This window comes from Gimibacter soli (assembly GCF_028463845.1).
GTDB classification, from domain to species: domain Bacteria; phylum Pseudomonadota; class Alphaproteobacteria; order Sphingomonadales; family Kordiimonadaceae; genus Gimibacter; species Gimibacter soli.
The window spans coordinates 3,399,667-3,413,093 of record NZ_CP116805.1 but is presented as its reverse complement, the minus strand read 5'-3'; the positions used below and the strand labels follow the sequence as shown (position 1 = coordinate 3,413,093).

Below are 13,427 nucleotides of genomic sequence, written 5' to 3'. Positions count from 1 at the left end.
GGGGGTGTCACGACAGCGAGGACCCCAAAAAACAAAACGGGGCATAGCACGAACGGAAACAGCAATGGGTACTGTCACGAATATGGATAATCCGTCGAAACAGCCGAAGAACAATCCGAACCCGGGCTCAGGGAGGCCGCATTCGGGTGCCGTATCGGGGTCCGGCATGGACCGCCGTGTGGAGAAAAAGAAACTGCCGCTCAAAAAGATCGGCTGGATCGGTGGCGGTGTCCTGTTTGTGGCGGTTGCCTCAGCGCTTGCCATGCAGGCGACCGGTGGCCGCTCGCTCAAGGTCGGCAAGGACCGGCTGGAGATTTCCGAAGTGCAAAGCGGCACGTTCGAGGATTTCATCCCCGTTCGTGCCCGCGTGACGCCTTTGAAGACTGTGTTCCTTGACGCCATCGAAGGCGGCCGGGTGGAACGCGTGCTGGTGGAAGACGGCGCCATCGTCAAGGCGGGGCAGCCGATCGTCGAACTGTCGAACGCCGGCCTGCAGCTTGAAGTGATCCAGAACGAAGCGCTCGTCACCGAGCAACTGAATAACCTGCGCACCACCGAACTCGGGCTGGAGCGCAACCGGCTGGACCACAAGCGCAACCTTGTTGAAATCAATTACGAGATCACGCGGCTGTCGCGTCAGGCCGAGCGCGAGCGCGACCTGATCAAGACGGGTGCGGTATCGCAGGCCAAGCTCGATGATACCGAAGATGCGCTCGCCTATTATATCGCCAAGCGCGATGTGACGGTGGAAAGCCAGGCGACCGACATGCGGATGCAGAAGCAGCAGCTTGATTTCCTGCAGAAAGCCGGCGGCCAGCTTGAAAAGAGCCTCGAGTTCGCCCGCGGCAACCTTGAAGCCCTTGAAGTGAAAGCGCCGGTCGACGGCAAGCTTTCGGGTTTCAACGTGGAAATCGGCCAGAGCATCGAACGCGGCGGCCGCCTTGGCCAGATCGACGATCCGAACCGCTTCAAGCTCGAAGCCGAGATTGACGAATTTTACCTGAACCGCGTGGACCTTGGCCAGATCGCGACGTTCGAACAGGGCGGCAGCGACTATGCCCTGCAGATCGCCAAGATCTATCCGCAGGTCACCGGTGGTCTCTTCACGGTCGATCTGGTGTTCGACGGCGAGGAAGCCAAAGCCATCCGCCGCGGCCAGACGATCCAGCTGAAACTGACGCTCGGCGATGCCAGCGAAGCCCGCCTTATTCCGAACGGTGCCTTCTTCCAGGATACCGGCGGTCACTGGGTCTTCGTCGTCTCGTCCGACGGTACGGAAGCCGTGAAGCGCAACGTGCGCCTCGGCCGCCGCAACACCCGCCATATCGAAGTCCTTGATGGCCTCGACCTTGGCGAGAAGGTGATCACGTCGCCCTATACGAACTTCAAGGACATGGACCGCCTGAAGCTTGGTGAAAAATAAGGTCTGAACAGCGAGAAAACGGCCATATCGGCCAGAGTGACGACAGCGATAAACGGGAAGGAAATACCATGCTCAAGATGCACAATCTTTCGAAAATCTACCGCACCGACGAGGTCGAGACCATCGCCCTCAACAATGTGAATATCGAAATCAACTCTGGCGAATTCGTCGCCATCATGGGGCCGTCGGGTTGCGGCAAGTCGACGCTTCTCAACATCGTCGGCATGCTCGATAACCCGTCGGAAGGTGAATATGTCTTCCTCGGCGAGGACGTGGCCCGCTACTCGGAAGCCAAGCTGGCGAACATCCGCAAGCGCCACATCGGCTTCATCTTCCAGTCGTTCAACCTGATCGATGAACTGACGGTCGCCGAGAATATCGAGCTCGCACTTCTCTACCACGATATCGCTGCCAGCGAACGCCGTGACCGTGTGGCCGCCGTGATGGACAAGGTTGGCATCGCCCACCGCGCCAAGCATATGCCGAGCCAGCTTTCGGGCGGTCAGCAGCAGCGTGTGGCCGTTGCCCGTGCGGTTGTCGGCAACCAGTCGATGATCCTCGCGGATGAGCCGACCGGTAACCTCGACAGCGCCCACGGCCAGGAGGTCATGGAAATGCTGCAGGGCCTGAATGAAGAAGGCACCACCATCGTGATGGTGACCCACAGCCCGGCCCATGCCGACTATGCCCGCCGCACCATCAACCTGTTCGATGGCCAGGTGGTAACGGAAAACCTGCGCGCCGCATAAGGCGCGCAGCCGACTGACAAATAACAAACAAAAACGAACACGACAGCGGGGAGGCATCCCATGTTCAGCAATTATGTCAGCGTCGCGCTCCGGAACCTTGTGAAAAACAAGCTCTATAGCGCCATCAATATCGTCGGTCTGGCCATCGGCCTTGCGGCCTGTATCCTCATCACGCTTTTCGTGCGCGATGAGCTTTCCTACGACCAGTTCTGGACAAAGGCCGACCGCCTTTACCGCCTGAACACCACCTTCGCCATTCCGGGACGCGAGCCTTTCGTGACCGTGGTGTCGCCCGGACCGTCGAAAGGCGCGCTGGAGCGTTTTTACGCCGAGGAGATCGATCAGGTCGCCCGGCTTCAGTCGCTGAACCCGGTCGTCCAGATCGGCAACGCGCTTTATACCGACGAAATGATTTTCGCCGACACGAATGTAGGGAGCATCCTCGATTTCGATGTTGTTTCAGGGGACATGAAAACGGCCCTGACCGACAACAGCGCGATCGCGCTCTCTGAGAAAATGGCCCACAAATATTTCGGCGACAAGCCGGCGGTCGGGCAGGTGATGACCATCACCAACTATGACCTGAAGCGCGACTACCGCGTTGCTGCCGTCTTCAAGGACCTGCCGCACAATACGGTGCTCGCCGTCGAAATGCTGGCTATGATCGACGAGAATGACTGGCACACCCAGCCGTTCCTGTTTGACAGCTGGTTCTCGGTGAACAACACGGTCCTCTTCACGCTGAAGCCGGGTGTGGCGATTGATACGGTCAGCAGCCGTTTCAACGCCTTCGCTGACGACAGCATCGAGATCCCGTCCCAGATTTCAGATGGCAAGGGCGCGTCGGCCTTTGTGCAATTCGGCACCACCAAGCTTGTGGACGCCCAGCTGCATCCGGCGGGCCTTGGCGAGATGAAGCCCACGGGCAATATCACCACCGTCATCATCTTTGCTTCGATCGCCGGCCTGATCCTTGTGATCGCCTGCATCAACTTCATGAACCTGGCGACCGCCAAATCGACCCAACGTGCGCGTGAAGTGGCGCTCCGGAAAGTGCTGGGCGCGGGCCGCGGCCAGCTGATCGTCCAGTTCATCGGGGAATCGGTGCTGATCGCCCTGATTGGTCTGATCGCCGGTGTCATGATTGTTGAAGCGGCACTGCCCTTCTACAGCGATTTCATCGGTCGTGACCTCAGCTTCGATTATACCGACGGCATGACGCTTGCGATTCTTGCAGGCCTTGTGGCCACGGTCGGCATCGTGGGCGGCGTCTATCCGGCGGTCATCCTGTCGGGCTTCCGTCCTGCCTGGGTCCTGAAAGCCAACAAGTCGGCGGAATCGTCGGGTTCGGCAGCCCTGCGCAGCGGTCTTGTGATCTTCCAGTTTGCGGTTTCGATCGCGCTGATCGTGGGCACCTCCGGCGTGTACGGCCAGCTGAAGTACGCCACGACCATGGACCCTGGCTACACCAAGGAAAACATGTTTGTCCTGCACCGGACCGACCGGAAAGGTGTGGAAGAGCGGCGCGACGCCATCAAGGCTGAAATCGTGCGCCTGCCGGGTGTTGTATCGGCAGCCTTCTCGGGCGATACGCCGGGCAGCTCGGACGAAAACAACACGTCTGTCGAAATTCCGGGTCAGGAAAACACCGGCACCATCCTTATCGGTGTGCAGGATGTGGATCATGACTTCTTCAAGACCTACCAGATCCCGATGATCGCTGGCCGTGATTATGATCGCCAGTATGCGGGCGACACCAAGCCGAGCGTTGAAGGGCTGAAGGAAGGCGACATCGTCAACAGCAACATCATCGTCAACGAAAGCGTGTTGACCCGCCTTGGTTTCGGTACGCCCGAGGAAGCCCTTGGCAAGGTCTTCGTGATCGGTCGCGGCAACGGTGTCAAAAACTACCTGACCATCGTGGGTGTTGTGGCGGATATCAATTTCCAGTCGCTGAAGACCTTGAAGCGGCCGGAGATGTATCTGCTCGACTCCGATAACTACGGCAACCTGACTGTTCGCTTCTCGGGTGATCCGAAAGCACTGGTCGCAAGCGTCGAGCGCATCTGGTCGTCCATCGTCACCGAGGTGCCTTTCTCCTACGAATTCGTGGATGAGGCGCTGGCTGAGGAATTCGATCAGGAAGAGGCAACGGCCACCATGCTGGCGCTGTTTGCCGGGCTCGCCGTGTTCGTCGCCTGCCTCGGTCTCTATGGTCTTGCCGCCTTCACCGCTGAACGCCGCACCAAGGAAATCGGCATCCGCAAGGTGATGGGGGCGACCGTGACCGATATTGTCCGCCTGCTGCTGTGGCAGTTCTCGAAGCCCGTCATCATCGCCAACCTGATCGCCTGGCCGATCGCGGTCTGGGGCATGCTTTCGTGGCTCGAAAACTTCCCCTACCGGATGGAAGCCTGGGTGCTGGGGCCGCTTTGCCTGATCGCCGGCCTGATCGCGCTTGGCATCGCGTGGGCAACAGTTGGCGGTAACGCGGCCCAGGTTGCCCGCTCCAACCCGATCAAGGCGCTGCGCTACGAATAACCAGAGCAAACGGGGCCGGGCAATGCATCCGGCCCCGATCAAACGACAGCAGGGAGTGGAGGCATCATGCTTCAGAATTATATAAAGACCGCGCTGCGCAATCTGATGCGGAACAAGCTTTTCTCGGTGATCAATATCGCCGGGCTCGCCATCGGGCTTGCGGCCTTCATCCTGATCGTGCTGTTCGTGCGCGATGAATTCTCGTGGGACGATCATTGGGCGCGCGCCGATGACCTGTATCGCATCGAAAACACCTATGTGCTGGCGGGCCACCCCGACCGGCGCACCCCGAATGCGGTCGATCCCCTGAAGGACCTGATGTTGGATACCTATCCCGAGGTCGAGGATATCACCCGCTATATTTCGGCCGATGTGACGATCCAGTATCATGATGATCTCTACGCCCAGCAAGTTGTGGCGGCGGACGAGAATTTCCTCTCCTTCTTCCAGTTCCGGTTCCTTGAAGGCGATGTGGCGACGGCCTTTGACGACCCGCGCAGCATCGTTCTCAGCCACCGCACCGCGCAGAAATACTTCGGCGACGCACCGGCCCTCGGCAAGGTGCTGCCGATCCGCCTTGCCGGTCAGTTTGTCGATTTCAAGGTCAGCGGTGTGATCGAGGATCCGGTGGTCGATACCACGGTTCAGTCAGATTTTATCGTCCCCTTCGTCCGCGACTATTTCCTTGCCGCCCGCTGGTTCAGCGAGGACTGGCGATTTGCTTATCGCAGCACTTTCATGCGCGTCGCGCCGGGCACTGATGTGGACTTGATCCGCAACGATTTGCCCGCCCTTGTGGAGCGCCATATGCATGCGAGCGGCGATGGCATGGAGACCGGCACCAGATGGTCGGTGAAAACAAACCTTGTCCCGCTTGGCAAGGTGCATCTGGAAGGCGCCAATGCTGCCGGTGATATTGACGTGCTTTACGGCTTCCTTGGTGTGGCGCTTCTTATCCTCATCATCGCGGTTGTCAATTTCCTCAACCTGTCGATGGCGCGGACGGCGCACCGGGCGCGCGAAGTGGCGATGCGTAAGGTGCTCGGTGCTGCGCGCCGGCAGATCGTGCAGCAGTTCCTCGGGGAATCAATCCTTCTGGCATTCGTGGCCCTGACGATCGCACTCGCGCTCGTTGAAGTGGCGCTGCCGCACTATAACGCCTTCCTGTCGTCGGTCGTGGAGCTTGATCTGGTGCGGGAGCCAGCGGTACTTCTGCTGCTTCTGGTGCTCGGCCTTGGTGTCGGGATCAGTGCCGGCAGTTTCCAGGCGGCCTATTTCGCCATGCTGCGCCCGCACGATGTGCTTTATAGCAGCACCAGCGCCGACAATGGCACCGGCCGCTTGCGCCAGCTTCTGGTGGTTGCGCAGTTCTCCATTTCGGCGGCACTGATGATCATCGCCTTCTTCGTGAACAAGCAGACGCAATATATGCAGGCGCTTGATCTCGGCTTCAATCCGGACAATCTGATCGTTGTCGCGGGTACCAATAACGAGCAGTCCGAGACACTCAAAAACCGCCTGCTCGCCAGCCCCCATATCAAAGCCGTCGGTCGTTCGTCGGACGTGCCGACCGAAGGCAGCGAGGACCGGCTGCAGATGCGCCCCGTGACGGGGGGTGATCTCGTCACGCTTGATGGCCTGACGATCGGCCCGGATTTCTTCAAGGCTTACGAGATTGACCTTTTGGCCGGCCGCTATCTGTCCCCGGCAGAGGCCGATGTCATGCGGGCTCGTGCTGACGAGGCCACCTACAAGCAGACGGGTAACATCGTGATCAATGCGTCAGCTGCCAAGCTGCTGGGCTTCACAGGGCCGGACGCAGCCATCGGCCGGCAGGCGACGGTGCATCTGACAAGCGACCTGCTGATCGATGCAACCATCGTCGGTGTCGTGGATGATTTCCATTTCGACAGCGCCCGCGATGTGATCCGCCCCGGCATCTATTATGTGGACGAGCAGCGCCAGTCCGACATGTCGGTGCGCATTGATGGTACGAACCGCGATGCGGCCCTCGAGGCCATTCGGGATGCTTGGCGGGAAACCTACCCGGGGAACATCCTCGATTATCGTTCGATGGCGGAACTGGTCGAGCTTCAATACCAGACCGATAACCGGCTCGGTGACATGCTCACCATCTTCACGCTGCTGGCGGTAACGATCTCGGCCATGGGGCTTTACGGCCTTGCGTCCTTCACCGCCGAACGCCGCACGCGGGAAATCGGCATCCGCAAGGTACTGGGGGCGAGCCTCATGGACATCGTCACGCTGTTCCTGTGGCAATTCTCGAAGCCGATCCTGATTGCCAACCTGATTGCCTGGCCTGTGGCTTTCTATTTCCTGTCGGGCTGGCTTGACGGCTTCGCCTACCGGGTGGCGCTCAGCCCGTTGCCGTTCGTGATGGCTGCACTGGCGGCGCTGCTGATCGGCTGGATCACCGTTGCCGGGCGCGCCTTCATGGTTGCCCGCGCCAACCCCATCAACGCCCTCCGGTACGAGTGAAAGGGACGCTATCATGATTGCCAACTATCTTCGTAGCGCCCTTCGGAACATTGCCAAGGAACGGCTTTATAGCGTCATCAATATCGGCGGCCTGGCCGTTGGCCTGATGGCGGCGTTCCTGATCCTCTTGTTTGTCCGGTTCGAACTTTCCTACGACAAGAACTGGGCGAATGCAGACCAGCTGTACCGGATGGACACAAGCTTCCTGACAGGCCCCGAGCCGAAGGCACGGCTGCGCCGGCTCAGCGGCCAACTGCAGTCAGCGATGCTGAGCACCTTCCCGGAAGAGATCGAGGCCGCCACGCGCCTCCGCGCGCTGGAGCCGACAGTTCGTGACGGTGACAAGGTCAGCGACGAATTCGTGCAATGGGCCGATCCCGATCTTCTGAAAATCTTCCAGTTCAAGGTCCTGAAAGGCGACATAGGCGCTGCCTTTGCCGATAAATCCAGCCTCGCCATCAGCCGTACCTTTGCTGAAAACCATTTCGGTGACGCCGACCCCTTGGGCCGCGTGCTGAATCTGAAAATCTATAATCTGGACCGCGACTATCGCATCGTCGCTGTCTATGAGGACTTGCCGAGAAACAGCGAGCTGAACATTCCCGCTGTCGCCCTGATGGACGAGGAAGCCTTCTCCGAGCCGCATTGGCTGCTTCGGAACTGGGGATCCACGAGCGTCGAGCAATATGTGCTTCTGAAGCCCGGTGCTTCATGGTCGACCATTCAGGCTGGCATGCCGGCACTTCTCGACAAATTTGTCGAAAGCCGGTCTTCCAACGGGTCGGCATACCTTGCCATGGATGGCATGAAATTCTCGGATTATCACGCAGACTTTGTTGTCCTCGACGAGATGTCGGTGATGGCCAAGATGCAGATACTGATTGCCATTGCGATTGTCCTTGTGCTCGTCGGTGCCATCAACTTTGTCAATCTGGCGACCGCGCAGGCGATCCGCCGGACGCGTGAAGTGGCACTGCGCAAGGTGCTGGGCGCCGGACGTCCGCAACTGATCGTCCAGTTCCTCACGGAATCGGTCCTGATCACATTGATCGCGGCAATGCTGGCAGTCGTTCTGCTGGAATTCAGCCTGCCGAGCTTTGCGGAGTTTCTGGATGCGCCGCTGAAGCTTTCCTATGACGATGGCGTCTTCTGGGCGTCGCTCGTTGTGATCGTGCTGCTGGTCGGCGGTCTCGCCGGTTTCTATCCGGCTTTCGCAATCAGCGGCAGCCGCCCGGGCCGAATTCTGATGGCCAACAAGTCGTCGGAAAGCCGGGGGACCATCATCCTTCGCCAGGTGCTGGTGACATTCCAGTTCGCGGTGTCGGTGATCCTGATCGTGTCCACGATCATCATCTATGGCCAGACCTGGTTCGTGACCAACATGGACCCAGGCTATGACCGCAACAACCTTTTGGTTGTGCAGGGCGTTGATCGCGGCGACATGAAGGACAAGCGGGCGACCCTACGGGACAAGGCGCGGAACCTTCCGATGGCGCGCGGGGCGAGCATGTCGTCGGAAACGCCATCGGATGGCAACAACAGCGGCGGCAATTTCGGCCCGACCCCGGTCAGGGACGAACAGATCAACATGGGCGAGATCTGGATAGATGACGCCTTCTTCGATACTTACAAGGTCGAGATTGCGGCGGGGCGAAATTTCTCGGGCGCGAATGAAGCTGACGAGTTTCAGGACAATGATGACGACGAAAATCCGGTCGAAAACCGGGTCATGCTGAATGCTTTCGCAGCTGAACAGATGGGCTTCTCGTCGCCGGAAGCAGCCATCGGTGCACTTGTCTATAATGGCACGCGTCCGCTGAGGGTGATCGGGGTGGCGAAGAATGCCCGCCTGCAGGACATCAATGATCCGCAGCGTGCGGAAGTCTACTATTTCACACGGGACAGGGGCTACAATCTCACCGTCCGTTTCGGCGGATCACCCAGCGAGGTTGTGGAAGCTGTCCGCAAGGTCTGGATGGAGCTCGCGCCCTTCACCCCGTTCGTCTTCACCTTTGTCGATGACGCGGTGGCGGAAGAGTTCGAGGAAGAAGTGCAGATGTCCAGAATCCTGACCTTCTTCTCCGGCCTTGCCGTGCTGATCGCCAGCATGGGGCTTTATGGCCTTGCCGCGGTTTCGGCCGAGCGGCGCACCAAGGAGATCGGTATCCGCAAGGTGCTGGGTGCGCGGGTGCGTGACATCGTGATGATGATGGTGTGGCAATTCTCGCGGCCCGTGATTGTTGCCAATCTTATCGCATGGCCGGTGGCTTTCTTCACCATGTCGGCGTGGCTGGAGCAATATCCGAACCGGATCGACAGCTGGCTGATGCTGCCCGCCTGCATGGCGGCGGGGCTGGCTGCGTTCCTGATTGCCTGGGCGACGGTTGCCGGGCGGGCATATCTGGTGGCCCGCGCCAAGCCGATCAACGCACTGCGTTACGAATAAGACTGACCAGAGAAGCGAGGAGAAGAAACGATGTTTCGCAACTATTTCCTGACCGCCTGGCGGCATGTGTTCAAGAACAGGCTGTTTTCCTTCATCAATATCTTCGGCCTCGCGATTGGCCTGATGAGCTGCATGCTGATCTTCCTCTTTGTGGAAGACGAGCTTTCCTACGATGACTGGCTGCCGGAAGGCGACCGTATCGTGCGGCTGCACAGCGCCTTCCTGTCGCCCGACCGGCCGGCGTTCCGTACGGTTTCGGCACCCGGCTTCTGGATGGATGCCCTTTCGGCCTATGCTGCGGCAGACGTTGAAACGGCGGTGCGCCTTGTGCGCGTCGGCCAGACCGTGATCAAGGACGACAAGGTCTTTGATGAGCAGATCACGTTCGCTGATGGCACCTTCTTCGATATCTTCAAGCTGCCTTTTGTAGCGGGCGATGCCCAGAGCTCCTTCGCCAAGCCGCTTGATCTGCTGATCAGTGAGGAGATGGCGCTCAAATATTTCGGCCGCACCGATGTGATCGGTGAAACGCTCACGGTTTGCTGCGCGGAGGAACGCCAGATGGAGGTGAGGGTTGCCGGGGTGCTGAAAGACATCCCGAGAAACAGCCACCTCGACATCGATATGCTGGTCTATCTTGAGCCCTCCATTTTCGACTTCGCCCCGAATATCCTGAAAACATGGACGAGCGTGAACACCCTCACCTATTTCAAGCTGAAGGAAGGCGCGACCGTCGAGGGCTTCAAGACCCGTGTCTATGAATGGCTGAACCGCGAAAGCCCGTTCCTGAAGATGGGGGCGGATGCGGGGATGACCGGCCAGCCGAGCGATTTCCTGCGCCCCAATGTGATGGCGGTGCCGGACCTGCACCTTTATGCCCGGCCGGATGCTGGCAACTTTGGCGACATGCGGCCGATGGGCGATATCCGCTTCGTCTATACCTTCTCGGCCGTGGCGATCCTGATCCTTGCCATCGCCTGCATCAACTTCATGAACCTGTCGACCGCACGGGCAACCCAGCGGGCACGTGAAGTGGCGCTCAGGAAGGTGCTGGGCGCCTCGCGCACACAGGTGGCCCTGCAGTTCCTGGGGGAGGCAGTGATGCTGTCGCTCCTCGCCCTTATGCTCGGCCTGATGGGCGTCGAGATGGTCCTGCCGGCCTATAATGATGTGCTTGGCCGTTCGCTTGAAATGACGATCACCTCGAACACTGGCCTCTTGGCCCTCGCTGTGAGTGTGGCGGTATTTGTGGGCGTGATCGCGGGCAGCTATCCGGCCCTCGTCCTGTCGCGCTTTGCCCCGGCCCGTATCCTGAAAGCCAACAAATCGTCGGACGCGGAAGGCTCGGGCCGCCTGCGGTCGCTGCTTGTTGTCATCCAGTTTGCGGTCTCGATCGGCCTCGCTATCTGCACAGCAGTTGTTTACGGCCAGTCGATGTATGCGCAGAAGATGGATCTCGGCTTTGAAACCGAAGGCAAGATCGTGATGCGCAACTTCCGGGCAGCGCCGATTGCTGAACAGCGGGAATCGATTGGCCGCGAACTGGCAACTATCCCCGGTGTTGAGAGTGTCGTCTTCTCGTCAGAAGTGCCGACCGACGACAACGAGAACAACACGGGCTTCCAGCTTCTTTCATCGGCAGGTGATGCTTCGGCCAATACCGAGCAGCGGATCATCAACTATTTCTCGGTCGATTTCGGCTTCTTCGAAGCCTATGGCATCGATCCGGTTGCTGGCCGCACCTTTGATCGCTCCCGCGGGAATGAGGTGATCGAGGCACCGCTTGAGGACAATAGCATCCGCCGCTCGGCGTCCGTGGTCATCAACGAAATGGCCGCCCGCAATCTCGGTTTCAGCAATGCAGCTGATGCTGTGGGTCGTGTCCTGCGGGCAGGTATCTATCGCGCCGGTCCCTATGACCTCACCATCGTTGGTGTTGTGCCGGACGTGCATTTCCGCTCCATCCGGTTCGGCAAGCAGCCGAGCGTCTATTTCGTTCAGCCGACCAATATGGACGTGGCGACCGTTACCTACCGTACCAGCGATCTGCCGGCGCTTGTCACGGCCATCGGTGGCGCGTGGCGGCGGCTTGCTCCGAACGTGCCGATGGGGATGAGCTTCCTGAATGACATGATCGCCGCACAGTATGCCGACGACGTGGCACAGGGCACGCTCTTCGCCGCCTTCTCGGGCCTCGCGATCCTTGTGGCTTGCCTCGGGCTTTATGGCCTTGCTCATTTCACCGCCGAACGCCGCACCAAGGAGATCGGCATCCGCAAAGTGATGGGCGCTCGCACGCGGGATATCGTCCGGCTGCTTGTCTGGCAGCTTTCGAAGCCCGTTGTGGTTGCAAACCTGATCGCCTGGCCCGTTGCCTGGTATCTGATGGTCGACTGGCTGCAGGGCTTCGAATACCGGCTGGGGCATGGCTACATCTTCGTGGCTGCCGTGGTGGCCGGTCTCGTCGCGCTCATCATCGCCTGGGGCACGGTGGCCGGACGCGCCATCCGTGTGGCCAGCGCAAAGCCTATCCACGCACTCCGCTACGAATGACGTTTCCGTAGCTGGGTTCGCCCACTTGCCGGCGGCCACAACTGGTCGCCGGTTTTTTCTTCGTTTTTTATCGACCTGTACGCGAAATATTAATTTCCCTGTGCCACTATGTGTCCCGAAATAGAACAGCGCAAAGCGCTATTTCAGGCAAAAATTGGCGAACTTTAGAACGGTGCAGGATGATGCTTATCGATTCCGTCAAGCTTGAAAAAATGATGCTGGCCAAGCGTGTGGCCAAATTCCTCAATGGTTCGCAGTCCGATGATGACCGCATTGCCGTTGAGGATGTGGCACGCCTTCTGGCCCGCGATCTTTCCACGCAGGTGCGTGAAGTGCTGGCGTTCGAACTGCGTCACTGCGATGTTCTGCCGTCTGATCTTGCTGAAAAAATTGCCCGCGATGTGGAAGATGTGGCTTCGCCTTTCCTTTCCTCGACCCATGCTTTCAACGATGAAACGCTCGCCGCACTCATTCCGTCGCTGGCCGAGCATGCCCGTGTGACGATTGCCCGTCGGCCCGATCTTGGCGGCCTTGCCGTCAAGGCACTGGCCGAGCATTCCGAGGCGCCGGGTGTGACCACGCTGGTGCGCAACGACAGCGTCGGCCTCAGCCAGGAAGCCTGCGATGCTGTGGTTGGCCGCTTTGGCGACGATCGCCGCCTGATGGACCAGCTTTCGGCACGCGCCGACCTGCCGCTCGTTGTGGTCGAGCAGATCATCGACAAGGTTTCGGATCACTGCCGTGATACGCTGATGCAGCATTATGCCGTTGATGGCACGCTCGCCGAGAAGATCGCCGGCGGCAGCCGTATCGAGGCCCTGTGGCAGCAGATCGCGAACGCCGCCCCGCAGCAGGTGCATGCGCTCGTCAACGACATGCGCAAGCAAAAGCGCCTGACCCACCTTCTGGTCGCCGAAATGGCCGAGCGTGGCAGTGCGTCCTTCCTTGAAAGTTCCTTCGCGCTGGAGGCCGGCCTGCCGATCATCCAGGTACGCGAGGCCCTGAACCTGAAGAAGGCGCAGGATTTTGTGGACCTGATGAAGCGGATCGGCGTTTCGAAGGCGATGGCGCCGCGGTTCCTCAATATCGCCCGCAAGCTCTATGTCGAAGGCGCCCACGGCACCAACGACAATGCTGCGCCGTCTGCGGGTCTTGCCGGCGAAGGCTGATCTCCGCCTCACCAAGTGATACGCCGCAGCCTTGCCCCGGAAGGCGC

General features: G+C 59.6%; 7 protein-coding genes. All 7 read left to right on the top strand.

Annotated features, from left to right (window positions below; all coding sequences use genetic code 11):
- The first annotated feature begins 64 nt into the window (after positions 1–64).
- Positions 65–1,423 carry an efflux RND transporter periplasmic adaptor subunit gene (locus PH603_RS15735; protein ID WP_289503709.1) on the top strand — a complete coding sequence of 453 codons (1,359 nt, stop codon included), beginning with the start codon at positions 65–67 and terminating at the stop codon, positions 1,421–1,423.
- 68 nt (positions 1,424–1,491) lie between these two features.
- Positions 1,492–2,172: an ABC transporter ATP-binding protein gene (locus PH603_RS15730; RefSeq protein WP_289503708.1), complete on the top strand. Its 681-nt coding sequence runs from the start codon at positions 1,492–1,494 to the stop codon at positions 2,170–2,172.
- Positions 2,173–2,232: 60 nt separating this feature from the next.
- Positions 2,233–4,713: an ABC transporter permease gene (locus tag PH603_RS15725; protein ID WP_289503707.1), complete on the top strand. Its 2,481-nt coding sequence runs from the start codon at positions 2,233–2,235 to the stop codon at positions 4,711–4,713.
- 66 nt (positions 4,714–4,779) lie between these two features.
- Positions 4,780–7,212 carry an ABC transporter permease gene (locus tag PH603_RS15720; RefSeq protein ID WP_289503706.1) on the top strand — a complete coding sequence of 811 codons (2,433 nt, stop codon included), beginning with the start codon at positions 4,780–4,782 and terminating at the stop codon, positions 7,210–7,212.
- Positions 7,213–7,225: 13 nt separating this feature from the next.
- A complete protein-coding gene (locus PH603_RS15715) occupies positions 7,226–9,658 on the top strand; it encodes an ABC transporter permease (protein ID WP_289503705.1) in 2,433 nt (810 codons plus the stop codon).
- 30 nt (positions 9,659–9,688) lie between these two features.
- Positions 9,689–12,211 (top strand): ABC transporter permease, encoded by a 2,523-nt coding sequence (locus tag PH603_RS15710; RefSeq protein ID WP_289503704.1) that lies wholly within the window; start codon positions 9,689–9,691, stop codon positions 12,209–12,211.
- A 179-nt stretch (positions 12,212–12,390) separates the two neighbouring features.
- The gene (locus tag PH603_RS15705) at positions 12,391–13,380 is read left to right on the top strand and encodes a DUF2336 domain-containing protein (protein WP_289503703.1); all 990 of its coding nucleotides are present in this window, start codon (positions 12,391–12,393) and stop codon (positions 13,378–13,380) included.
- Positions 13,381–13,427 lie beyond the last annotated feature (47 nt).

Excerpts from the sequence above, each read along its gene's own strand:
- PH603_RS15720 (WP_289503706.1), top strand. The coding sequence starts at position 4,780 with ATGCTTCAGAATTATATAAAGACCGCGCTGCGCAATCTGATGCGGAAC.
- PH603_RS15705 (WP_289503703.1), top strand. The coding sequence starts at position 12,391 with ATGATGCTTATCGATTCCGTCAAGCTTGAAAAAATGATGCTGGCCAAG.
- PH603_RS15715 (WP_289503705.1), top strand. The coding sequence starts at position 7,226 with ATGATTGCCAACTATCTTCGTAGCGCCCTTCGGAACATTGCCAAGGAA.
- PH603_RS15730 (WP_289503708.1), top strand. The coding sequence starts at position 1,492 with ATGCTCAAGATGCACAATCTTTCGAAAATCTACCGCACCGACGAGGTC.
- PH603_RS15735 (WP_289503709.1), top strand. The coding sequence starts at position 65 with ATGGGTACTGTCACGAATATGGATAATCCGTCGAAACAGCCGAAGAAC.
- PH603_RS15725 (WP_289503707.1), top strand. The coding sequence starts at position 2,233 with ATGTTCAGCAATTATGTCAGCGTCGCGCTCCGGAACCTTGTGAAAAAC.
- PH603_RS15710 (WP_289503704.1), top strand. The coding sequence starts at position 9,689 with ATGTTTCGCAACTATTTCCTGACCGCCTGGCGGCATGTGTTCAAGAAC.